Origin of the sequence: Streptosporangium sp. CA-135522 (assembly GCF_050949235.1) — a bacterium.
Classification (GTDB): Bacteria; Actinomycetota; Actinomycetes; order Streptosporangiales; family Streptosporangiaceae; genus Streptosporangium.
In genome coordinates, this window is record NZ_CP192026.1 from 6225931 (window position 1) to 6247778 (window position 21848).

Here is a 21848-nt window from a genome sequence, read left to right on the forward strand (position 1 = left end):
GGGGTCAATCCGACGCCCGCCTCCGGCAAGGGCGCCCTCACCGTTTCCCAGGGATTGTGAATTGTGAATTGCGGCGCGATCCCGGCTCGCACCGCGCCAACGGGAGATCGGAGCTTCGTCGGCAGGGCTACTGGCGGAAGCCGTGAAGGCGCTCTCCACCGCAGGCGAACCCGTCGGTGCCGAAATCCGCGTCACCATGCGAGCTGAGCGCATTCATCGATCAGTCCGCCGAGGCGGTCGCGGCGTGTGACTCGCGTGGTATCCGGAGAATCTCGCCCGACGGCGGCCGGCCGTCGCAGGTGTCCGACTCCAGGCGATGGCCGCGCCCTCCTGACTGCCCGGCCGGCATCCGAGTGCGAAGCACGAGTCCTGACTGCCCGGCCGGCATCCGAGTGCGAAGCACGAGTCCGTCGGGTACGCGATCAGCCCGTCCGCGCGAACGAGGGCGTGCGACAGCGCCCCGCAGCCGGGCGAAGCGGGGGGTTTCGGCCTCAACTGCCGTATGGCTACTATCGGGCGATCAATCGCCTACTGTGGCGATTTTCGTCAGGGGCGCACCGATCGGTGAGGAGAGTGTCCTGTACGTGGCTGGGTTGGGCAGGGTCGGGCGACGAAGAACGGGAACCGTGGGCGACGAGAGTGGGTCATCGGGGTCAGGCGGCGACCGGCCACGGCGACTGGCCGGTGCCCGCCGGCTGCCGTTGCGTACCGTGCTGATCATTGTCGCGTTCGTGCCGATCATGACCTTCGCCCCGCTGCTGGGGTCGGGCATGTACCAGCTGGCCACTCAGTGGCAGGTGGAGAAGGCCCAGATGGGTCTGGCCACCGATACCGTCGGCATACCTGCGGCCGACCTGTTCTTCAGCCTTGACCAGGAGCGGCGGCTCACCGCGGAGGCGCGGGCCAACCCCGGTGGCACCTCCCGCGACAAGCTCGCCAAGCAGCGCGCGGAGACCGACCGGGTCGTGAGCGCCTTCCGTTCGCTGGCGCTCCTGGACACCACCGACGCACAGGAGGGGCTCACCGACGCCATCGCCCGGACCGAACGCGGCCTGGGCCTCCTCGACCAGCAGCGCCAGGCGGTGGACGCCGGTTGGTCCAGTGATCAGAAGGCGTTCGACTACTACAGCGGCGTCCTGGAGTCGGACCTCGGCGTGTTCACCGCCCTGAGCCAAACCGATCACAGCGAGGTGAGCACCAAGGCGCAGACACTGGTCGACATCTTCTGGGTCGTCGACATGATCGGCCGCGAAGACGCCGTTCTGGCCCGTGGCTGGGAGACGGGGCGCCTGACGAGGGACGAGTACGGCCTTGTCACCGACGCCATCGGCACCAGGAAGCACCTCCTGCGGTCCCGGGTGATCCCCAGTCTCGTCGGCGACGAGAGCCGGTACGCGACGCTGACGACCAGCAAGGCGTGGGAGACCATGACCGCTCTGGAGGGGCGGCTGGTCGCCCCCGGGACCAGCGCCGAGAGCAACCGGGTGACACTGCGCGAGGTCGGCTCCGCATGGCGCTCTTCGGTGGACACGGTCAACGCGCAACTGCTGCAGATTCTCAGCCTCCGGCTCGAAAACGTCGGCAAGATCGGCGACAGCCACACCGACCAGCTCTTCGTGATCTTCATCAGTGTCACCAGCGTGAGCCTGCTCGCCCTGGGCCTGGTCATCGTCATCAGCTGGCGCCTCACCGCCATTCTTCGCCGGCGCATCCTCCGCCTGCGCGAGGATGCCCTGGAACTCCAGGAGCGGCTGCCCGATGTGGTCACCCGGCTGGAGCGCGGCGAGGACGTCGACGTGGACGCGGAAGTCCACATGGTCGAGCCCACGCCCGACGAACTCGGCGAGCTCGGACAGGCCCTCAACCTGGCCAGCCGTAGCGCTGTCCTCACCGCCGTGCGGCAGGCCGAACAACACCGCGGCTTCCAACGCATGCTCCAGCGCATCGCCCGCCGTACCCAGATCCTCATCGGCCTTCAGCTGAAGAAGCTGGACGAACTGGAACGCCGGCACGAGGACCCCGAGGTCCTGGAGGGTCTGTTCGACCTGGACCACCTCACCGCTCGGCTGCGCCGCTACGAGGAGAACCTGGTGATCCTCGGCGGCGGCCAGCCGCAGCGCCGATGGCGCAAGCCGGTACGCCTGCTCGATGTACTGCGCTCCGCGCAAGGCGAGGTCCAGGACTACCGACGGATCTCGATCGATGTCGAGGGTGACCCCTGGATAGCCGAGCGCGCGGTGGGATCGCTGATCCACGTCCTGGCGGAACTGATGGAGAACGCCACCGCCTTCTCCAAGCCGCTGACCCCCGTCGAGGTGCGGGCCGCACCGGTCAGCCGGGGCCTCGCCGTGGAGATCGAGGACCGCGGCCTGGGCATGGAGCCCGAGCAGTACGCCGCCGCCAACGCCCTGATGCAGTCGCCGCCGCAGCTCGATGTGATGACCCACGCCGACGACGTGCGTCTCGGCCTGTACGTGGTCGCTCGGCTCTCCGCGAGCCTGGGCCTCCAGGTGGAGCTGCGGCCGTCGGCCTTCGGCGGCACCCGTGTCATCGTGCTGCTCCCGGAACCGCTGGTGGTGGACCGCCCCCGCGCGGTGACCGGGCCGGCCGCGCGCCCCGAGGAGGTCCCCCGGGACCCCACCGGTCCGCAGCCCCGCCCGCAGGCAGGTACGGCCGATCCCCGCCCGCCCCACGAGGACGCGCAGTTGCCGACTCGCTCCAGAGGACGCGCGATGGCGTACGTGACGGCACCCACCGCCGGATCACCGGATCGGGACGCCGCACCCCCGCCGTCCGGCCACGATCCGCTGCCCCAGCGGGTGCGCCAGGCCAACCTGGTCACCGAGCTCAAAGTCCCCGAGGACAGGGATGAGCGGACCGACCAGGAGATCTGGGCCGTACGCGACCGGCCCGGCCGATCCAGTGCCACGATCGGCGCGTTCCAGAGGCAGTCCCGCAGGCGCCGGACCGGTGACGACGCCCTCCAGCCCCGGCCGGATGGATCCCCCGAGCCCAGTTCTCCTACGACGGAAGATCGAAGATGACGCAGCGAACCACCGCCACCGACACAGACCTGGACTGGCTCTTGGACGGCCTGGTCGATCAGGTCGCGGGCACCCGGCACGCCATCGTGCTGTCCGACGACGGCCTGGTGATCAGCCGGTCCCAGACCATCGAACGCTCGGACGCCGAACGCCTCGCTGCGATCGCCACCGGTCAGCAGAGCCTGGCTCGTGGTGTCGGGCAGCTCTTCAGCGGCGGACCTGTCCACCAGGTCATCATCGAGATGGCCGACCTGTGGCTGTTCGTCACAGCCGCGGGCCGCGGCACCCATCTGGCCGTGGTCGCGTCCCAGGAGGTCGACGCCGAACTGATGAGCGTCGCGATGCACACCCTGGTCCAGCAGGTCGGCCAGAAGCTGGGAACCGACGCGCGTACCCCGCAGGCCGACGACGCGGGGAGACACGGATGAAGCACTGGACGGAGGGCTTCGACGATGATGACGCCGACGAGCCCCTTGTCCGTCCCTATACGATCACCGGCGGACGAACCGCCCCCGAGCGGGACGACCTAACGTTGATCACCCTGGTGACGGCGATTTCCGCGGACTCTTCGGAGACCGGACACGGCCTGCGGAGAATGCAGCCGGAGCACCGCACCATCCTCGCCGTGTGCAAGCGGCCCATGGCGGTGGCCGAAGTCGCCTCCGCGCTGAATCTCCCGGTGTCAGTGACCAAGATCCTCATCGGCGATCTGATCGAGGCGGGTCAGATGCGGGCCCGGCCACCGCTGGCCTTCGCACAGGCAGGCGGCTTTCCCGGTATGACAATCCTTGAGGCGGTGAGGGATGGATTACGCAATCTCTGACCACGGGGACGCCGCTCCCCTGGCAGTGAAGATCCTTATCGCCGGTGGTTTCGGCGTCGGGAAGACGACCCTGGTCGGCGCGGTGAGCGAAGTCGCCCCCCTACGCACCGAGGAGTACCTGACCCATGCCAGCGTCGGCGTGGACGATCTGGAAGGGGTGAGCGGTAAGTCCACCACTACCGTCGCGCTGGACTTCGGGCGCATCACCATCAACCGCGAACTCGTTCTCTACCTGTTCGGCACCCCCGGGCAGGAACGCTTCTGGTTCATGTGGAACGACCTTGTCAACGGAGCGATGGGCGCGGTCGTCCTGGTCGACACCCGCCGGCTGGATGTGAGCTTCGCGTCGATCGACTTCTTCGAGAGCCGCGGCATCCCCTTCGTCGTCGGCGTCAACTGCTTCCACGGCGTCAGGGATCGGACACGGGAGGAGATCCGCAGGGCACTCGATCTCGATCCGCAGGTGCCGCTGGTGCTCTGCGACGCCCGCGACCGAGCGGCGGGCCGCGACGTGCTGCTGGCGCTCATCGACCACCTGATGGCCGCCCAGTCCCGCACCGCGCCACATCCCGTGGCCTGATCGGGCCGGGTCGGGATCGGGCCGGGTCGTCAACGAGGCCGTCGGCCCGTTCCAGGCCCTCGGGCCGCTTCGACCCATGGGGACGTCCGCCGTTGCACGCCGGGGGTCGGCCCTTCTGATCCTCAAGCTCCGGCCAATATGTACCGCACGCGAACGACTACGCTCCGAAAATCGCGAAATACCCGAAAGAAACCCCCTGAAGGGCTCCTTACCAGGAACAACGTTCCCCATGTGCCTGGTGACGGCTTCGCCGGTACACGACAGGTCTGGTCGAGGCCGGGTCTCGTCAGCTGAAATGATCAGAATGGTCCTCGTCACCCCTCAGCATCGCAGGAGCACTCTTGTTCAAGCGTCGTGGTTTGACCATGTCCGCGGCCCTCGCCGCGCTGTTCGTGTGCGTCGCCGTTCCCGGCGCGGCGGCGGACCAGGAGCCGGCTGATCCGACATATCCGGGTCCGGTTTACAGGACGGTCACCGACAAAAGCGGGCTACTGTCATTGCAGACCAATGGGCGTCCGGATGGGCGGGACATGGTCTTCCGGATTTCGGGAGCCGTTTACGCCAACATCGAGGGCAACGCTTACGACCCGCGGCTGCGCCACGGCCAGAAACTGTTCAACATCGAGGGCTACAACATCCGACGGCTGTATCGGGTACCCGGCACCACGCAGCTCTACCAGCTCTCCCGCGAGATCGTCTTCTACACCGACCCCGCCGACCCCACGAGGATCCTGCGGGAGTGGAAGAATCCGATCGACCTCCGCACCTACCCCGTCGTCCCCATCAACAACGACGCGGTGAACTTCGGCCCGTTCAACGTCACCTCCTCCTACGTCGGCCCGCCCCTGCGGCGGATGCACGACGAGACCGTGTGGACCAGCGACATCCCGGTTCGCACGGACTTCAAGCTCACGTTGGGCGAGCCGTTCGGACTGGTGAACGGCGTCTACGCGGCCCAGGAGATGTTCGACTTCTCCGTCGACACCCGCGAGGTCACGGCCCGCACGATCGCGGGCACCGTTCCCAAGGGCGCGATGAAGACCAAGATCAGCTGGTCCAGGACGAGTCCGTGGGCGCCGTTCATGTGCCTGCCGGAGACCGACGTCCGCGGGCAGCTCACCTACCACGCCCGCAGCTGGTCGCTGCAGTCCTACCTCGACCTTGAGCCGTGGCTGCGCGCCGAGGTCGACGCCGCCTATCCGCTCTTCAAGACCGCTCCCACCGCGCCCGGCCCGAGCGAGAACTCCTGGACCTCCTTCTACAACAAGCAACTGGGCAGGGGTGCCACCACGTGGGCGGGCTGGTGCGCCGCCAACGGAAGAGCATGACACTCTCGGTTCACCCCCATCAGAGGCGGACAGGGTGGACGAGCCGGCCTGTGAGCCGGGCATAGACGCGACGCCCGGGGCCGCGAGCGGGTCCGGGTACGGGCCGAACCGTCCGATCGGCAGGAACGCAGCCGTCAACTTCCACTCACCATTCGTCAGTTCAGGCCGCGTCATCCCAGCCTTCTACCCGGCCGACAACCGCCCACGGGCCGAAATACGGAAGGTGTGATCCCAACCTCTCAGGTCAATACACCTAGGACGTGAGCGAAGAGGGGCACGCCTGCGTCACCAGGTCCGGTCGCGGTGCTCAAGCACAGGCCTGGCCACGAGTGAGCGGGCCGAGCAACGCCCAGGCTCGGAAGTTCACGGCGAGCGTCATCCCTGCGCGGGTTGCGGGGTCGCGGCTCCGTTGGAGTGTGCCTCTGTGATGCGACGGCCGGAGATCTGCTCGGCATTGACCACGATGTAGTGGTCCCGGCTGCCCGGCGCCCAGGTCGTCAGCGGCAGCGTCGCCAGCCGGTCGATCTCGGCGGGATCGGTCACCTCCCGCGCCTGCCCCACCGCGGTGACCGACCAACCGGTGCGAAGCTCGGGATCGAACTCGTCGGCTTCGAAGGCCACCACGGCACGCCGGGTGGCGGCGGCCAGCTTCGACCCGATCGCGGTACGGATCACGATGGCCTGGCCGTTGAGGTAGAAGTTCACCGGCTGGACGGCCGGCAGGGCGCGATCGGTGAACACGATCCGCCCAATCGGTGCCGCAGACAGCAGGTCGAGGCACTCATCGCGAGTGAGCACCTGAAGTCCGAACGAATCGAGCTGCATACTCTTCAGAATCCCTGGTCGAGTCCCGTCTGCGGCAGGGGCGAAAGTCCCGTCTTCCCACCGATCGGCCTGCAACCGGTAGCGCGCCTCACGCACACGAATTGTTCCTCAACGCTATCCGGCCCGTGGCCGGACCCGGTAGGGACCAAAGTCCCGACCGGAGAGGATCTTGTGACGTGTTAGGGACTTTCGGCCCTGTAAGTGCGGACGTTCGCCCCGGTGAACGGCCTGCCGAGTCCTTCTAGCCTGGGTCGGGCCGCAGTCGCGGATTCCCTTCACCGTGTTCTTTGGAGGCTTCATGCTGTCCGCGGAATCAGCCGCGATCGTCCGTGCCACGCTGCCGGTCGTCGGCGCCTCGCTCGACGCCATCACCACGCGGTTCTACGAGACGATGTTCAGCGAGCGGCCGGAGCTGCTCGACGGCCTGTTCAACCGCGGCAACCAGGCCAGCGGCGAGCAGCGCAGGGCACTGGCCGGCTCCATCGCCTCGTTCGCCACCATGCTCCTGGACCATCCCGACGAGCGGCCCGACGCCCTGCTCGCCCGCATCGCCCACAAGCACACCGCCGTGGGCGTCACCGACGACCAGTACGTGATCGTTCATAAGTACCTGTTCAGCGCCATCGCCGAGGTGCTGGGCGAGGCCGTCACCGCGGAGGTCGCCGCCGCCTGGGACGAGGTGTACTGGCTGATGGCCGGCGCGCTCATCGCGCTGGAGGCCCGCATCTACGCCGAGGCCGGCGCGTGCGACGGCGACACGTGGCGGCGGTGGCGGGTCGTCGCCCGCCGGGACGAGACCCCGGACGCGGTCTCGTTCCTGCTGCGCCCGGCCGACGACGCCCCGGTCCCGCCCGCGCGCCCCGGTCAGTACGTCAGCGTCCGCGTCCGCATGCCCGACGGCGTGCACCAGCTGCGCCAGTACACGCTGTCGAACGCGGGTGAGGACAGGCTGCGCAGGATCACGGTCAAGCGCGTGGACGGCGACCCCGCCGGCGAGGTGTCCACGCTGCTGCACGCCACCGTGCGGCCGGGTGACGAGCTCACCCTGTCGGCGCCGTTCGGCGATGTGACTCTGGAGGACGGAGACGCGCCGCTGGTGCTGGTGTCGGCGGGCATCGGTTGCACGCCCATGGTGGCGATGCTCGACCACCTGGTCGCCACCGGCTCTCGCCGCCGCGTCCTGGTGCTGCACGCCGACCGCTCGCCGGCCGAGCACGCGTTGCGCGAGGACATGCTGCGTCCGGCCGCCGAGCGGATCTTCTGGTACGAGAGCGGCGCGGTCGCCCCCGACCGCGCCGGCCTGATGGACCTGGACGGGATCGAGATCCCTGACGGCGCGGTCGCCTATCTATGCGGTCCGATGCCGTTCATGCGTGACGTGCGCGCCCGGCTGATGCGGGCCGGAGTGGCGGCCCGCGACATCCGCTACGAGGTCTTCGGCCCGGACCTGTGGCTGGGGGCCGACTAATGGTCCATCGGGTCGGCGGCGAAGGACTTGGGTCCCTGCCGTGGCCAGGTGGCAAGCCCGAATCTTGATCTATGTCCGCTGTTACCCCTGGGGCGAGGAAGATCTGTGACTGATATCGACTCCACCCCCGGCATGGGGCCGTTGCTCGCCGCCCGTGCGTTCTTCACCAGATCGGAGGTGTCGGCCGACGGCCGCACCCTGCACCAGATCAACCCCAGCGGCTGGGATCGCTTCTACCGGGACCGGTGGGCGCACGACAAGGTGGTGCGCTCGACGCATGGCGTGAACTGCACGGGATCGTGCTCGTGGCAGGTGTTCGTCAAGGACGGGCTGATCACGTGGGAGCACCAGGCGACCGACTACCCGTCGGTCGGCCCCGAGTCACCCGAGTACGAGCCGCGCGGCTGCCCCCGCGGCGCGTCCTTCTCCTGGTACACCTACTCCCCCTCGCGGGTGCGCTACCCGTACGTGCGGGGCGTGCTGCTGGAGATGTGGCGCGAGGCCAAGGCCAGGCTGGGCGACCCGGTGCTGGCGTGGGCGGAGCTGACCGGCGACCCGGAGCGGGCGCGGGCGTACAAGCGGGCGCGCGGCAAGGGCGGGTTCGTCCGCTCCGACTGGGACGAGGTCCTGGAACTGATGGCCGCGGCGCACGTGCACACGGTCAAGCAGTACGGCCCCGACCGGGTGGTGGGGTTCTCGCCGATCCCGGCCATGTCGATGGCGTCGTTCGCGGCCGGCACGCGGTTCCTGTCGATGATCGGCGGCACGCTGCTGTCCTTCTACGACTGGTACGCCGACCTGCCGATCGCCTCCCCTCAGGTGTGGGGCGACCAGACGGACGTGCCGGAGGCCGCCGACTGGTGGAATTCCCGCTACCTGATCATGTGGGGTTCCAACATCCCGGTCACTCGCACTCCGGACGCTCACTTCATGACCGAGGCCCGTTACCAGGGCACGAAGGTGGTCGCGGTCAGCCCCGACTACGCCGACAACGTCAAGTTCGCCGACGACTGGCTGGCGCCGCACCCGGGGACGGACGGCGCGCTCGCCATGGCCATGGGGCACGTCACGCTGACGGAGTTCTTCCGCGACCGCCAGGTCCCTTACTTCACCGACTACGTCCGGAAATATACGGACCTTCCGTTCCTGGTGACGCTGGAGCCGCGCGGCGACGCGTACGTGCCGCGTCGCTTCCTCACCGCCGCCGACCTGGCCGAAGATGGGGACGACACCAGCGAAAACGCCGGGTTCAAGACCGTCTTCCTGGACTCCGAGACGGGCGCGGCCATCGTGCCGAACGGCTCGCTGGGCTTTCGCTGGGGCCAGGAGGGCGAGGGCCGCTGGAACCTCGACCTGGACGGCGCGAACCCGGAGCTGACGCTGTTCGACTGGTGTCGCTGCTGCTTCAGTATCCCGACCCCGACCTGATCGCCGCGCGTGACGAGCTGGCCGCGGCCGTGGGCCGGTTGCCGGAGTCGGCGGCGCGCGAGTCGCTGACGCGATTCGTCGAGTGGTTCCGCGCCACCGAGCCGATGGCGCTGGCGCGCGCCTACGTCGAGACGTTCGACTTGCGCCGCAAATCCAGCCTCTACCTCACCTACTACCTGCACGGCGACACCCGCCGCCGCGGCATGGCCCTGCTGACGCTCAAGCAGCGCTACCGGGTGGCCGGGCTCACCCCGCCGGAGGGCGAGCTGCCCGACTTCCTCCCCGTTGTCTGCGAATTCGCCGCCTTGGCCGGTCCTGCCACCGGCGAGGCGCCGCTGCGCCAGCACCGCAAGGGCCTGGAGCTGATCCGCACCGCGCTGCACGACGGCGGCTCGCCGTACGCGCGGGTCCTCGACGCGCTCTGCGCCGAACTGCCCGGCCTGTCGGAGGCCGAGCGGGCCTCGGTGGCCGATCTCGCGCTGGCGGGACCGCCCGCCGAGGAGGTGGGGCTGGCCCCGTTCGGTCCGCCCTTGAACGAATTGGAGGTGCGGCCGTGAGCCTCGCGCTCTGGGTGGTCGTGCCCTACATCGCTTTGACGATCTTCGTTGTCGGTCACGTCTGGCGCTGGCGCGTCGACCAGTTCGGCTGGACGACGCGTACCACGCAGGTGCTGGAGAGCCGGCTGCTGCGGCTCGGCTCCCCGTTGTTCCACCTCGGCGCGTTCGCCGCCATCGGCGGTCACGTGCTCGGCCTGCTCGTCCCGAAGAGCCTGACCGAGGCGGTCGGCGTCGACGAGCACCTCTACCACCTGGTGTCGGTGAGCGCCGGAACCGTGGCCGGGCTCATGGTGGTCGCGGGCCTGGGGCTGCTGCTGGCCCGCCGCTTCACCAGCCCGCGGGTGCGCCGCACCACGACCCGCGCGGACAGGGTCCTGTTCGCCGTGCTGGCGGCGGTGATCCTGCTCGGCATGACCGCGACCGTGGGCAAGAACCTGCTCGGCGGCGGCTACGACTACCGCGCCACCATCGCCGTCTGGTTCCGCGGCGTCCTGACCTTCCGCCCCGACCCCGGCCTGATGGCGGACGTGCCGCTGATCTTCCGGCTGCACGCGCTGTCGGCGTGGGTGCTCGCCGCGATCTGGCCGTTCACCAGGCTCGTCCACGTGTGGTCGGCGCCGATCGCGTACCTGTGGCGACCCTACGTCGTCTACCGGCGGCGCACCCCGCTCGGCGTGCGCCGATGACCGGCATCCAGCGTTTCACGGCAAGGAGCGAGGAATGAGCGTTGTCCAAGCGGCGGCGAAGGTGCTGCCGGGCACCGCGACGGTGGCCGAGTTCCCCGTCCTGATCCAGGGCGGCATGGGCGTCGCGGTGTCCGGGTGGCGGCTGGCGCGCGCCGTCGCCCGGACCGGGCAGCTCGGCGTGGTGTCGGGCACCGCGCTGGACGTCACCCTGGCCCGCCGGCTGCAGCGCGGCGATCCCGGGGGGCATCTGCGCCGGGCGCTGGCCTGCTTCCCGGTGCCCGCGATCGCCGAGCGGGTGCTGGGCCGCTACTTCGTGCCCGGCGGGACGGAGCCCGGGCAGCCGTACCGGCCGGTGCCCCGGCTCGGGCTGCGGCCCAATCGCGCCCGAGACGAGTTGATCGCGGTCGCCAACTTCGCCGAGCTCTTCCTCGCCCGGGAGGAGCACGACGGCCTGATCGGCGTCAACTACCTGGAGAAAATCCAGCTGACCACGCCGGCCGCCGTCTACGGGGCGATGCTGGCCGGTGCCGACTACGTGCTGATGGGCGCCGGCATTCCGGCGGAGATCCCGCACCTGCTCGACGAGTTCGCCGCGCACCGCCCGGCCGAGATCACGGTCGCCGTGGCCGGCGCCGACGACACGCGGCACACGATCGGCCTCGACCCGGCCGCGCTGTTGCCCCGCCCTGCCGAGCCGCTGCGGCGGCCGAAGTTGCTGGCGATCGTCTCCTCTCACGTGCTGGCCGCCTACCTGGCCCGCTCCCCGCAGACGCGGCCCGACGGCTTCGTCCTGGAGACACCGGTGGCCGGTGGGCACAGCACGCCGCCGCGCGGCCGCCTGCAACTGGACGCGGCCGGCGAACCTCTGTACGGCCCGCGCGACGAGGTCGACACCGGCAAGGTCGCGGCGCTCGGGTTGCCGTTCTGGCTGGCCGGCGGCTACGGCACGCCTGATGGGCTGGCCCGGGCGCTGGCCGCGGGGGCTACCGGTATCCAGGCCGGCTCGGCGTTCGCGCTGTGCCGCGAATCCGGATTCGACGACGAGCTCAGGCGCCGCCTGCTGCGCGAGGCCGCCGCCGGAACTCTGGCGGTCCGCAACGACCCGCGCGCCTCGCCGACCGGCTTCCCGTTCAAGGTCGCGCAGGTGCCCGGGACCCTGTCCGAGCCCGGGGTCTACGAGCAGCGTCCCCGGCTGTGTGACCTGGGCTACCTGCGCACCCCGTACGTCAAGCCCAACGGCGCGATCGGCTACCGCTGCCCCGCCGAACCCGTCGATACCTACGTACGTAAGGGCAGACCCGCCGAGGAGACCACGGGCCGCCAATGCCTGTGCAACGGTCTGACCGCCGCCATCGGCCTGGGCCAGCACCACGGCAACGGCTACCGTGAGCCCGCCCTGCTCACCCTGGGCCAGGACGCCGCCTTTCTCAACGGGCTGCCCGAGAACCACTCGGCCGCCGACGTCGTGCACCGCATCCTGCTGGGGGCACCCGCATGACCGGCGCGTCACCCCGCACCCGGTCGCTTCGATGAGGACCTTGGTCAGTGCCCCGCGCCGGGCCCCTGAGCTGGGATGCAACAGACAGCACGCGCTGATGCGTGATGACAGCGATGAGGAAAGATGACGATGACCGACAAGAAGGACCCGGCCGCCGTCGGCGGCCGACCCGCGCTCATGCTCGGCTTGGCGACTCTCGGATTCGCACTGAACTTCTGGGCCTGGGCGCTGCTCAGCCCGCTGGGGCCTCGGTTCAAGGACCTGCTCGGCCTGTCGTCCGCCCAGCAAGCCCTGCTGGTCGCCGTCCCGGTGATCGTCGGTTCGCTGGGCCGTATCCCGGTCGGTGCGCTCACCGACCGCTTCGGCGGCCGGCTGATGTTCCCGCTGATCTCGGCCGCCACCATCGTGCCCGTCGTGTTCATCGGTGTGGCCGGGCAGAGCTCGATGCCGATGCTGCTGGTCGGCGGCTTCTTCCTGGGCATCGCCGGAACGGTGTTCGCGGTGGGCGTGCCGTTCGTCAATGCCTGGTTCCCGCCGCACCGCCGTGGCCTGGCCATCGGCATCTTCGGCGCCGGCATGGGCGGCACCGCGATCAGCGCTCTGACCACGGTCAAGCTCGTCAAGACCGGCGGCTCGGCCACCCCCTTCCTCATCACCGCATCGTGCTGGCTCTCTACGCCGCCGTCGCCTGGCTGGTCATGCGCGACGCGCCGGGCCGCACCATCGCGGCGCAACCGCTGCTGGGACGGCTCGCGGCCACCGCCAAACTGTCGATCACCTGGCAGGCCTGCGTCCTGTACGCCGTGGCGTTCGGCGGCTACGTCGCCTTCTCCGTCTACCTGCCCGCCTACCTGCAGACCGGTTACGGGCTGGAGCAGGCCGACGCCGCCGACCGCATGGCCGGATTCGTGCTCCTCGCGGTCGTGATGCGGCCGATCGGCGGCTGGCTGTCCGACCGGGTCGGCTCGATCCCGGTCCTGACCGGCGTGTTCGCCGTGGTCGCCGTCTCGGCGGCGGTCCAGGCCCTGACACCCGACCTGATGCCGGTGGGCACGATCGCCTTCCTGACCATGGCCGCCGCGTTGGGCGCGGGCAGTGGCGCCACCTTCGCGCTCGTCGCGCAGGCCGCGCCGGCCGACAAAGTCGGCGCGGTCACCGGGCTGGTCGGCGCCGCAGGAGGGCTGGGCGGGTTCGTGCCGCCGCTGTTGATGGGCTTCCTCTACGGCGAACTCGGCTCCTACGGGCTCGGCTTGGCGCTGCTGGCCGCGACCTCGGCGCTGGCCGTGGTGCTGACGATGACCGTGGTCCGCCTGACGGCCTCGCGACGCCTCACCGCGATGGTGTAGCCATTCGGGTATGTGGTCGGCCGTGTCCGCTGGATGGCGTGCTCGCCGCGTTCCTGTGCGCACGTTCGCCGGATGCGCTCTCATGTCGCGATAGGGAGGTCCCAAGATGCCCCAGGTCCAGATATGCGCTGACAAGTGCCCGCCGTCCGCGGTGCCGCCACGCCCCCGCGCGCCCTGGCCCCTTCGAGCGATGCGCCAGGCCGAGCACGGCGCACACGGCCCGGTCCAGGTGCACGCGTGATGACGTGGTGGTCGGTGGTCCGGTTCCTGCACGTGCTGTCCGCGGCGCTGTGGGTCGGCGGGCAGCTCACGGTGTCGCTGGTGGTGCTGCCCTTGGCCCGCCGCCTCTTGGACGAGCAGCGGCGGGCCGAGGTGCTGAGCGCGGTCGGCCGCCGTTTCGGGATCGTCACCGCGGCGGTGCTCCTGCCCGTCCAACTCGGCACCGGCGTGGCCCTCGCCTGGCGCAAGGGCGTCACCTGGGCCTCTCTCGCCGACCCCGGCTACGGTCGGATCCTGGCCGCCAAACTGCTGCTGTTCTGCGCCGTCATGGCCGCCGCAGGCCTGCACGGCTGGGCCAGCGGCGCGGCCCGGCCCAGGCTCGCTCGTGCGATGGCGGTGGCCGCACTGGTGGGGTCGCTCGGCGTTGTCCTGCTTGCCACCGCCCTGCCCGCGACCTGACCGACGCGCCTCCGGCCGACAGACGCACCTCCGGCGCTACGCCACGGTCATCGCGGAGCGCCGCGGCGAGCTCAGCCGTTGACGAAGGTGAGGCTGGTCTCGTCGTAGCGGGTGCCCGCGATCTGCTCGAGCGGGGCGGCGGCCTCGATGGCGGCGAGTTCCTCGGTGGACAGCTCGACGGCCAGGGCCGCGAGGTTCTCCTCCAGATACCGCTGCCGCCGGGTGCCGGGGATCGGCACCACGTCGTCGCCTCGGTGCTGCACCCAGGCCAGGGCGAGTTGACCGGCGGTGACTCCCTTCGCCGCAGCCAGATCGTTCAGCTTCGCGACGATCGCCAGGTTCCGTTCGAGGTTGCCGTCGGCGAAACGCGGCTGGCTGCGCCGCACGTCGGTCTCCGCCAGCTTCTCGACCGAGCTGTAGCGGCCGGTCAGGAAGCCGCGCCCGAGCGGGGAGAACGGGACCAGGCCGATGCCGAGATCGCGGCAGAGCGGGGCGATCTCCGCCTCCAGGTCGCGGGTCCACAGCGACCACTCGCTCTGCAGCGCGGCGATCGGGTGCACCGCGTGCGCCCGCTGGATGGTTCGCGCGCCGGCCTCGGACAGCCCGAGGTGGCGGACCTTCCCGGCTCGCACCAGCTCGGCCATGGCGCCGACGGTCTCCTCGATCGACACCTGCGGATCGACCCGGTGCTGGTAGTAGAGGTCGATGTGGTCGACCCCGAGCCGGCGCAGCGACGCCTCGCACGCCTGCCGCACGTAGGCGGCGTCGCCGCGGATCCGGGTGGGCTCGCCGAGGCGGTTGGCGAAGCCGAATTTCGTGGCCAGCACCACCTCGTCGCGGCGCCCGGCGATGGCCTGTCCGATCAGCTCCTCGTTGTGCCCGGCGCCGTAGAAGTCGGCGGTGTCCAGGAAGGTCACCCCGAGGTCGAGGGCGTGGTGCAGCGTCGCGATCGACTGCGCGTCGTCCGCGGCGCCGTAGCCGTGGCTCATGCCCATGCACCCCAGGCCCTGCGCGGAGACCGCAAGTTCGCCTAGGTAGCGGGTGGGGACGTCGGTCATGCTGCTGCCTCCTGGGCTCGGAACCGTCTGCCCACGACGCTAGGTGTTAGAGCGCGCTCCAAGTCAACCGGGCGTGAACGCCGTCACCGGCCCTTGTGGCGCGGGGGCATCGTCTCGCGTCCCTGCGGTACACGATCGTGGTCTTGGCCGGATGCGGCATGAGCCCGACCTCTTGCATCCTCGCCGGGCACCACCCGGCCAGTGAGCGGGCCCCGCCAGGCTCGTCCCAGGGCCGGATGGGACCCGGGTTTCGATGCCATCTGTTTCCATCACGACGCTTCAACGGTGAACCCCGACACCGGGGCTTTCAGCCCAAACGCCTTCCTGACCCCCAATCGAGGCACGGCGGCGCACTTGACAATACCGACAACCTAGTTGACTATATGGACAACTTCATTAACTACTTTGGGAGATCACCACGATGCCCGTCATCCGCAGCTCCGAGACCCGCCGCTCCGAAACCCCGGCGGGCGTCATGACCACACTCGCCTCGCCGACGCTGGGCGGCGCCGAGCATTCCTTGTGGCGCGTCGAGGTCGCCCCCGGAGCACCGCAGGGCCCTGTGCACCTGTTCGACGTCGAACAGGTGTGGACCTTCATGGAAGGCGGAGCAACCATCGAGCTCGACGGCCGGACCCACATCATGGAGAGCGGGGACACCATCGTCATACCGGCGGCCGCCACACGCCGGGTGACCGGCCATCCCGAAGTCGGATTCACCGCTGTTGTCACCGCACCGGCCGGGGCGAAAGCCAGCGTGCCCGGCGGCGAGGGCACAGTCCCACCGTGGATCCTCTGACGCCGCGGCCGGATCGGCCCGCCGCGACCACCCCGATCGCGGCGGCCGGTACCGCGGGCGCTTGAGCCGGTTTCGGACCAGCGCCTCCAGCCGGTCGACGGCCCCGGCGGCGAGGTCGGCCAGACTCCGCCAGATCGGCACAGACGATCCGGCACCACGGTCAGGGCACACGTTCCGCGTCCTCCTTTGCCGGCACACCCATGAGCTGGGTGTGCCGGCCACCACGGAAGTCCGCCGGCTTGCGGGATAACCTGTGGAAGGGGGAAGAATGAAGGCTATCTGGAAAGGAACCCTTTCCTTCGGCGGCATCGACATCCCCGTAGCCCTCTACAGGACCACCGAGGAGCACGGCGATCCCGACCTGCACCAGGTCGGCGCCAGGGACGGCTCATCGGTGCGCCACAAACGGTGGTGCGCGGAAGAGGACGGGGAGATCGAGTACCGGGAAGTGGCGAAGGGCCACCAGCACCCCGACGGCCCGAAGATCGTCCTGGACGACAGGGACCTGGCGAGCCTGCCCCTACCGGACAAGAGGCGGATCAACGTACTGGCCGCCGTCGACGGGGGCAGCATCGACCCGATGCTGTTCGGGCAGGCCTACTACGTCGGAGGAACGGACCCGACCACCGATCGGTGGTACGTCCTGTTCCGGGATGCGCTGCGGGAATCCGGACGAGTCGCCGTCACCAGGATCACCCTCGATGCCCGCGAATCTCTGGCGGTGCTGCGTGTCCACGACGACCTCCTCGTCCTGCAGACCATGAGCCGGCCGGGAGAGATCCGCCGCCCGACCGGCATCGCCCCCAGGGGCGAAATCACTGTGCGGCCGGAGGAACTGAAGATGGCCATGCACCTCATGGACATCCTCTCCGTGGGCTTCGACCTGGACGAGGTCCATGACGACCACCGGTAGGTCCTGCGACAAGTCATCGCGCCCGCCTGGAGGACCCCGCCTGGAGGACATGGTGCCCCCGCACGCGTCGGCGTCACCGCACGGTCCCGGGCGCCGCCTCCATCTCGTCTGTGGCGACGCGCGAGGTCACGGAGCCTCCCGCCGTACCGAGGATGTTCGCCGGTCCCGGTGAACGGCGAAGCGGGTCGGCACCCGTTCGGCCAGGGCGCTACTGTGCGTGACGATGCCGACCATCCGGTCCTTGCGGGCCGCGAGTTCCTCCAGCGTGACGGCGACCGTCTCCAGTGTCGTCTCGTCCAACGTGTCGAACCCCTCATCGAGGAAGATCGATTCCAGTCGGACGGCACCGGCCGCGGCCATGGTCGACAGCTGGCGAGGCCGGAGGCGAGCAAGGCCGGCCGGCGGCTGTCCGCGTCAGCATGGTCGACGACGAGAAAGTTCCCGTCGTCGTGGATCAGCTCGAACTGCCCGCCGGACAACTCGGCGAGCGTCTCCGAGGCGTCCATGACGAGTATGTCGAGGGCCGTTGCGACAAGCCAGCGGGGAAACCCGTCCGAGCGCAGGAGGTGGCCAAGCGTCTTCGCCACCTGGTGCATCTGCTCTGCGTCCTGCCGCCGCAAGTCGAGTTTCGCGGCCTGCTCCCGTCGTTCGATGAGACGTCGCACCCCCTGCCGAGCTCCCTCCAGCGCCGCCGCGACCGCCGGCTCGGCCGTCTCGATGAGCGGCCGTCCCGTATCGGGGTTCACCTCGTGGGTGGCGAGCACGTCGGCGAGCCGATCCTCGGCGGCGGCGAGCTGGCCGCGGACCCTCGCCAGCCTTTCGTGCGCGTCGGACAGCGCCGTTTTGCGGGTGGCGGCGGCGTCGGCCGCCCAGGAGACGAGGGCCGTCCACGCTGCGGTCAGGTCATCACGGCCCAGTGTTGGAGCCCCGAGCACGACGAGCGGGTCACGAACGCGCTCAAGCGCCGACCAGGCCGTCCGCACCTCCCGGCGGACGCTCGCCGTTGCCTCCTCGGTGCTCGCCCTGGTGGCTCGCGCGCGCCGCAGCCTCGTGTCCGCCTCGTCGGCCGCCCTTTCCAGCTGCTCTCGACGGGTGAGCGCGGCGGTCACCTGCTCCAGGGCGGGAGCGTCGGCGAGGACGGAACGCAGGGCGGCGATCCGGCCGGTGAGCGCGTTCAGCCCACCGGTGGCCTGCTGCTCGGTCCGGGACATATTCGTCCACTCGTCGCGTAGCCGCTCCACTTCACGGTCGGCCCGGGCCCGGGCCTGCTCGGCCGTTTCAAGGTCGGGTGCGGCCAGCGGGCCGGGCATCGTGGTGACCCGCTGCCCACATACCGGACACGCCGCGCCACCCTGCAGATGCGGTCGCAGCGCTGCCGCGAGATGGAACCGCGCCGTGGCCTCCTCCGCCCGCCGCGCCCGCAGTGCGAGCCTCTCGGCCTCCTCCCCGGCGGCGGTCACCTCAGAGAGCGCCGTGGCATGGTGCTGTTGCAGCGCCTGCGTTGTGAGCAGCCTCCTCTCCGCTTCGTCGAGCTCCATGTGGTCGCGGCGGGCCTGCTCAAGTGGGGCCCGGGGCGGTGCTGCCACGAGTTGCTCACGGGCGCTCGTGTCGGCTGCCTCAGCCGCGGCGAGTTCCTCGTCGACCCGCTCGCCGGCGATTCTGATCTCGCGTTCCCGCTTCCCGAGTCCCTCGAGTCCAGCCGGCGCGGCAACCGCTCCCAGCCGGTCTCGCTCTGCGGTCAGCGTCTCGCACGCTTTCCGCGCCTCGGTGACGGCCGCGCCGTGCTTCGTGAGTCCGGGCAGTGCCGCACGGACCCGCTCGGCGACCTTCTCCAACGTGGCTACTCGGCCTTGGGCCACCTGTTGGGCGCGTTCGGTCGCGTCGCCGAACTCCTCAAGCTGCTGGGCGAGGAGTTCGGCGCGTTGCTTCTCGCCTTCGGCCTCCGCGTTCGCCGCCTGCGCGATCCGGGGGTAGATCTCCAGCCCCATCAACCTGACGAAGATTTCCTGCCGCTTGGCCGGCTGCGCATGCAGGAATTCGGCGAAGTCCCCCTGCGGCAGCACCACACAGGTGAGGAAGTGCTCGAACGACAGCCCGAACAGCTTCTCCACCGCAGGTGTGACCTCGGAGTCGGAGGCGAGCACTTCGGTGACGTCGTCCGGCATGCCGAGTGCGCTCGGGTCGGCGAGTCGTTCCAGCCGGGCGTTCCTCACCTGGACGCCGCCGCGGGCCGTGCGACGCAGCTCCCGGGCGGCGACGTAGCGGTGTCCGGCAAGATCGAAGACGAGCCGGACGGTGCCCCGGTCGGTGGTCGGCGCGAGCGCGTTCGTGACCATGCGCCGGTTGTCCCAGCGCGGCGCCGATCCGTACAGGGCGAACGTGATCGCGTCGACGACGGTGGACTTGCCTGACCCGGTCGGGCCGACGATCGCGAAGTAATCCACCTCGCGGAAGTCCACCGCGGCCGCCTCCCGGAACGAGGCGAAGCCGTTCATCTCCAGCAGCACCGGCCTCATCGAGGTTCCTTTCCGCCGTCAGGTGTTCCCGATGGTGACCTGGTCATGGAGCCTGGCGAACAGTGCTTCGACCCGTTCGTCGATCAGCTCCCGGGTGACGCAGTATTCGTGGAGCAGCTCGGCAGGGCCGCGTTCCACGCCGGCGGCCGGCGGGGACGGCCGGGCAGTGTTCACCGGGTCCACTGACGCGGTGAACTCCGGGTCGATGCGCACTTCCAGCGCGTTCGGGAGCAGCCGCCGCACGTCCTGCTGCAGGCCTGCGCGCGCTGGTTCACACAGCAAGACCCTCAGGTAGTCGTCGCCGAACGAGTCGGCGTGCTGGGTCAGCTCGTCAATGGCGCCGCGTACGGTGCGCAGTCGCCGTCCGGACCTGATCGGCACCTCGGCGGTAATGCGGGTGAGCGCGCCGACCTCGGCCTCGACGACGAGAACCACCGAGGGATTGTCCTGCTCACCGAAATCGAGGGCGATGGGGCTGCCGCAGTAGTGGACCGGACATGGTGCGGGCAGCGACTGGCGACGGTGCAGGTGGCCGAGCGCGACATAGTGCGCGTCGGGTGGGAAGGCGTCGTCCGGCACCCAGTACTCGACGATCGACTGGGCGGACCGCTCGCCCCCGCCGAGCTTTCCCCGGGCCGCCATCAGGTGCGCCATCACCAGGTTGACCGCGTCATCGCGAAAGCCGCTCGTGAGCGCGGCGAGCAGGTCCCGCACCAACCGGCCATAGCCGGCCGCGGCCTCCCCGGGCGTCTTGGTGACCAGCTGGGCGGCACGCACCGCGTGGCGCTGGGAGAGGAACGGCAGCAGGGCGACAACGACCGGCTCCCTTGTCGAGCGCGCGGTGAACTCCACCACCCCGCCGTCGGCCGCAACACGAGCACCGCCGGCCAAGGTGATCCCTGCGCTCGCCATGAGCGGCCGGTAGGCATCGAAGGTGGCGGCATGGTCGTGATTGCCGGCGATCGCGATGACCTCGGCACCGGTGCGTCGGAGTGCGAGCAGCACCTGAACGACCAACCGCTGGGCGTCCGCCGACGGGGCGGACGACTCGTACAGGTCGCCGGCGACGAGAACCGCGTCAACCTGGTGGTCCCGTGCCACCTGGACGATCTCGCGCAGGACCGCCCGCTGCTCATCGAGCCGGTTGTGGCCCTTGAGCACCTTGCCGACGTGCCAGTCGGATGTGTGCAGGAACTTCATCTCTCCTCATCCGGCGGGATCTGCTCGTCGACCTCGGCTCTCGGCTCGGGCGGCATCAGTTCGTCGTACACGGCTCGGTGTCCCTCGTCATTACGCGGGCAGATCGCCCGCCCGTCGGCCGGGCACATCCAGTGGTGCCGTAGCACGTCCTGCACGGCCTCCTCCGGGCTGTCGAACACCAGGATGCCGTCGCCGTCCTCGTCGTAGACGTAGGCACAGACATCGCAGACGACGGAGTGCATCTGGCGGGTGGGGAAATGTCTCGGCTGGTCCCTTCCCCTGTCCGGTTGGTACGGGCACATGTCCGGCTGGTACGGGCGATAGCCGCGATTTTCCGGCACCCGGCGAGTTGCGGGGCTCTCGTCCACGCGCCCGATTCGCGAGGGTGCGGCCGACCGCGGGTCGGTGGGCGACGTCCGGTGGAAGCCACGGGCGGGCCGGAAACCGTCGCCGCCGCACCGTGGGCAGGCGGTGAAGGTGAGCAGGTGCTCATGCAGGGTGCGGAAGTAGCGGGCATGTGCGAGCGCGTGGCGCTCTCCACGAGGCTGCTCCGGCAGTGGCGGGTTTCCGGCCTGGACGACGAGGGACCGCAGCTCGTGGAACCAGCGCGGCACCGCCGGCGGCATCACCTCCCAGTCGTTGTCCCACAGGGAGTGCAGACGGCAGATGTGCCGGCCACCGCAGGCGGCGTACAGGTAAGTCTCCGGGGGACCGCAGGCGAAGTACGTCGCCACCTCGTCACGGATCTCCTTGATGAGCTTGACGTCGGGGTGGATGCGGTCGAGGAGGTAGGGGTAGCCGTCGGCGGTGCACCGCGGCAGACAGGGCCACACGTCGTCAACCATCCACGGGACGTTGAGCACGGCGGTGAAGTCCATATCGTTGTTGACGGCGTAGTAGTCGCGGCCGGCGTCGTCGGTGAGGCCGATGGAGATCAGACCGCGTACGGTGGGGTCAGCGGGAAGGAATTCACAGGCGAGGTAGATGCGGCGAATAGCCCAAGGGGTGTCGCTCATGTGAGGCTCCTCGACATCCGAGAACGTCGCTGAGGGTGCGGCGTATGCGTGTGTGACGGTCCCTTCACCATGACCGCCCTGTCCG

At 69.8% G+C, this 21848-nt stretch carries 19 protein-coding genes and 3 pseudogenes; 16 read left to right on the plus strand and 6 right to left on the minus strand.

Annotated features, from left to right (window positions below; all coding sequences use genetic code 11):
• Positions 1-710 precede the first annotated feature (710 nt).
• From ACQPYK_RS29830 to ACQPYK_RS29850, 5 genes are all read left to right on the plus strand, one after another.
• Positions 711-3044: a sensor histidine kinase gene (locus tag ACQPYK_RS29830; protein ID WP_433237912.1), complete on the plus strand. Its 2334-nt coding sequence runs from the start codon at positions 711-713 to the stop codon at positions 3042-3044.
• Positions 3041-3472 (plus strand): roadblock/LC7 domain-containing protein, encoded by a 432-nt coding sequence (locus ACQPYK_RS29835; protein WP_433237915.1) that lies wholly within the window; start codon positions 3041-3043, stop codon positions 3470-3472. The genes ACQPYK_RS29830 and ACQPYK_RS29835 overlap by 4 nt, the downstream gene beginning before the upstream one ends.
• On the plus strand, positions 3469-3867 hold the full coding sequence (locus ACQPYK_RS29840; RefSeq protein WP_433237918.1) for a DUF742 domain-containing protein: 399 nt from the start codon (positions 3469-3471) through the stop codon (positions 3865-3867). Before ACQPYK_RS29835 ends, ACQPYK_RS29840 begins: the two co-directional genes overlap by 4 nt.
• Entirely contained in the window at positions 3848-4447 is a 600-nt protein-coding gene (locus ACQPYK_RS29845; protein WP_433237921.1) for a GTP-binding protein, read from the plus strand. Before ACQPYK_RS29840 ends, ACQPYK_RS29845 begins: the two co-directional genes overlap by 20 nt.
• A 530-nt stretch (positions 4448-4977) precedes the next feature.
• Complete coding sequence (locus ACQPYK_RS29850; protein WP_433237924.1) at positions 4978-5775, plus strand: DUF1838 family protein; 798 nt, start codon at positions 4978-4980, stop codon at positions 5773-5775.
• A 375-nt stretch (positions 5776-6150) separates the two neighbouring features.
• Here ACQPYK_RS29850 and ACQPYK_RS29855 read toward each other — a convergent pair whose 3' ends face one another.
• The gene (locus ACQPYK_RS29855) at positions 6151-6600 is read right to left on the minus strand and encodes a pyridoxamine 5'-phosphate oxidase family protein (RefSeq protein WP_433237927.1); all 450 of its coding nucleotides are present in this window, start codon (positions 6598-6600) and stop codon (positions 6151-6153) included.
• Positions 6601-6898: 298 nt separating this feature from the next.
• On the opposite strand from ACQPYK_RS29855, the gene ACQPYK_RS29860 reads away from it, so the two are divergent.
• The 8 genes and pseudogenes from ACQPYK_RS29860 to ACQPYK_RS29895 all read left to right on the plus strand — a co-directional run bounded on the left by ACQPYK_RS29860 (position 6899) and on the right by ACQPYK_RS29895 (position 14261).
• On the plus strand, positions 6899-8068 hold the full coding sequence (locus ACQPYK_RS29860; RefSeq protein ID WP_433237930.1) for a globin domain-containing protein: 1170 nt from the start codon (positions 6899-6901) through the stop codon (positions 8066-8068).
• A gap of 132 nt (positions 8069-8200) precedes the next feature.
• A pseudogene (locus ACQPYK_RS29865) lies at positions 8201-9451 on the plus strand (molybdopterin-dependent oxidoreductase); the annotation flags it as partial.
• A gap of 8 nt (positions 9452-9459) precedes the next feature.
• Positions 9460-10053 carry a nitrate reductase molybdenum cofactor assembly chaperone gene (gene narJ, locus ACQPYK_RS29870; RefSeq protein ID WP_433237933.1) on the plus strand — a complete coding sequence of 198 codons (594 nt, stop codon included), beginning with the start codon at positions 9460-9462 and terminating at the stop codon, positions 10051-10053.
• On the plus strand, positions 10050-10739 hold the full coding sequence (narI, locus tag ACQPYK_RS29875; RefSeq protein ID WP_433237936.1) for a respiratory nitrate reductase subunit gamma: 690 nt from the start codon (positions 10050-10052) through the stop codon (positions 10737-10739). The genes narJ and narI overlap by 4 nt, the downstream gene beginning before the upstream one ends.
• 34 nt (positions 10740-10773) lie before the next feature.
• A complete protein-coding gene (locus ACQPYK_RS29880; protein WP_433237939.1) occupies positions 10774-12237 on the plus strand; it encodes a nitronate monooxygenase in 1464 nt (487 codons plus the stop codon).
• A 177-nt stretch (positions 12238-12414) separates the two neighbouring features.
• A pseudogene (locus tag ACQPYK_RS29885) lies at positions 12415-12888 on the plus strand (MFS transporter); the annotation flags it as partial.
• Between the two features lie 11 nt (positions 12889-12899).
• On the plus strand, positions 12900-13583 hold the full coding sequence (locus ACQPYK_RS29890; RefSeq protein ID WP_433237942.1) for an MFS transporter: 684 nt from the start codon (positions 12900-12902) through the stop codon (positions 13581-13583).
• A 240-nt stretch (positions 13584-13823) separates the two neighbouring features.
• On the plus strand, positions 13824-14261 hold the full coding sequence (locus tag ACQPYK_RS29895; protein WP_433237945.1) for a hypothetical protein: 438 nt from the start codon (positions 13824-13826) through the stop codon (positions 14259-14261).
• Between the two features lie 71 nt (positions 14262-14332).
• Here the strand turns inward: ACQPYK_RS29895 and ACQPYK_RS29900 are convergent, their stop codons facing one another.
• Positions 14333-15319, minus strand: coding sequence for an aldo/keto reductase (locus ACQPYK_RS29900; protein WP_433237948.1), 987 nt, complete (start codon positions 15317-15319; stop codon positions 14333-14335).
• A gap of 421 nt (positions 15320-15740) precedes the next feature.
• Between ACQPYK_RS29900 and ACQPYK_RS29905 the strand changes: the two genes are divergently transcribed.
• The gene (locus ACQPYK_RS29905; RefSeq protein WP_433237951.1) at positions 15741-16118 is read left to right on the plus strand and encodes a cupin domain-containing protein; all 378 of its coding nucleotides are present in this window, start codon (positions 15741-15743) and stop codon (positions 16116-16118) included.
• Between the two features lie 268 nt (positions 16119-16386).
• Entirely contained in the window at positions 16387-17031 is a 645-nt protein-coding gene (locus tag ACQPYK_RS29910; protein WP_433237954.1) for a Ku protein, read from the plus strand.
• Positions 17032-17157: 126 nt separating this feature from the next.
• On the opposite strand, the gene ACQPYK_RS29915 is transcribed toward ACQPYK_RS29910, so the two are convergent.
• On the minus strand, positions 17158-17391 hold the full coding sequence (locus tag ACQPYK_RS29915; protein WP_433259140.1) for a hypothetical protein: 234 nt from the start codon (positions 17389-17391) through the stop codon (positions 17158-17160).
• Between the two features lie 59 nt (positions 17392-17450).
• Between ACQPYK_RS29915 and ACQPYK_RS29920 the strand changes: the two genes are divergently transcribed.
• A complete protein-coding gene (locus tag ACQPYK_RS29920) occupies positions 17451-18263 on the plus strand; it encodes a hypothetical protein (RefSeq protein ID WP_433259142.1) in 813 nt (270 codons plus the stop codon).
• A gap of 717 nt (positions 18264-18980) precedes the next feature.
• On the opposite strand, the pseudogene ACQPYK_RS29925 reads toward ACQPYK_RS29920, so the two are convergent.
• The 3 genes and pseudogenes from ACQPYK_RS29925 to ACQPYK_RS29935 all read right to left on the minus strand — a co-directional run.
• Positions 18981-19547, minus strand: a pseudogene (locus tag ACQPYK_RS29925) (AAA family ATPase); the annotation flags it as partial.
• Between the two features lie 18 nt (positions 19548-19565).
• Positions 19566-20747, minus strand: coding sequence for a metallophosphoesterase family protein (locus ACQPYK_RS29930; protein WP_433237957.1), 1182 nt, complete (start codon positions 20745-20747; stop codon positions 19566-19568).
• Positions 20744-21763 (minus strand): hypothetical protein, encoded by a 1020-nt coding sequence (locus ACQPYK_RS29935; RefSeq protein ID WP_433237960.1) that lies wholly within the window; start codon positions 21761-21763, stop codon positions 20744-20746. Before ACQPYK_RS29935 ends, ACQPYK_RS29930 begins: the two co-directional genes overlap by 4 nt.
• Positions 21764-21848: the final 85 nt, after the last annotated feature.

Bases quoted from the DNA above. Each gene is read 5' to 3' on its own strand.
- ACQPYK_RS29835 (WP_433237915.1), top strand. From the start codon at position 3,041: ATGACGCAGCGAACCACCGCCACCGACACAGACCTGGACTGGCTCTTG.
- ACQPYK_RS29840 (WP_433237918.1), top strand. From the start codon at position 3,469: ATGAAGCACTGGACGGAGGGCTTCGACGATGATGACGCCGACGAGCCC.
- ACQPYK_RS29845 (WP_433237921.1), top strand. From the start codon at position 3,848: ATGGATTACGCAATCTCTGACCACGGGGACGCCGCTCCCCTGGCAGTG.
- ACQPYK_RS29850 (WP_433237924.1), top strand. From the start codon at position 4,978: ATGGTCTTCCGGATTTCGGGAGCCGTTTACGCCAACATCGAGGGCAAC.
- ACQPYK_RS29855 (WP_433237927.1), bottom strand. From the start codon at position 6,600: ATGCAGCTCGATTCGTTCGGACTTCAGGTGCTCACTCGCGATGAGTGC.
- ACQPYK_RS29860 (WP_433237930.1), top strand. From the start codon at position 6,899: ATGCTGTCCGCGGAATCAGCCGCGATCGTCCGTGCCACGCTGCCGGTC.
- ACQPYK_RS29880 (WP_433237939.1), top strand. From the start codon at position 10,774: ATGAGCGTTGTCCAAGCGGCGGCGAAGGTGCTGCCGGGCACCGCGACG.
- ACQPYK_RS29895 (WP_433237945.1), top strand. From the start codon at position 13,824: ATGACGTGGTGGTCGGTGGTCCGGTTCCTGCACGTGCTGTCCGCGGCG.
- ACQPYK_RS29900 (WP_433237948.1), bottom strand. From the start codon at position 15,319: ATGACCGACGTCCCCACCCGCTACCTAGGCGAACTTGCGGTCTCCGCG.
- ACQPYK_RS29905 (WP_433237951.1), top strand. From the start codon at position 15,741: ATGCCCGTCATCCGCAGCTCCGAGACCCGCCGCTCCGAAACCCCGGCG.
- ACQPYK_RS29910 (WP_433237954.1), top strand. From the start codon at position 16,387: ATGAAGGCTATCTGGAAAGGAACCCTTTCCTTCGGCGGCATCGACATC.
- ACQPYK_RS29915 (WP_433259140.1), bottom strand. From the start codon at position 17,391: ATGGCCGCGGCCGGTGCCGTCCGACTGGAATCGATCTTCCTCGATGAG.
- ACQPYK_RS29920 (WP_433259142.1), top strand. From the start codon at position 17,451: ATGGTCGACGACGAGAAAGTTCCCGTCGTCGTGGATCAGCTCGAACTG.
- ACQPYK_RS29930 (WP_433237957.1), bottom strand. From the start codon at position 20,747: ATGAAGTTCCTGCACACATCCGACTGGCACGTCGGCAAGGTGCTCAAG.
- ACQPYK_RS29935 (WP_433237960.1), bottom strand. From the start codon at position 21,763: ATGAGCGACACCCCTTGGGCTATTCGCCGCATCTACCTCGCCTGTGAA.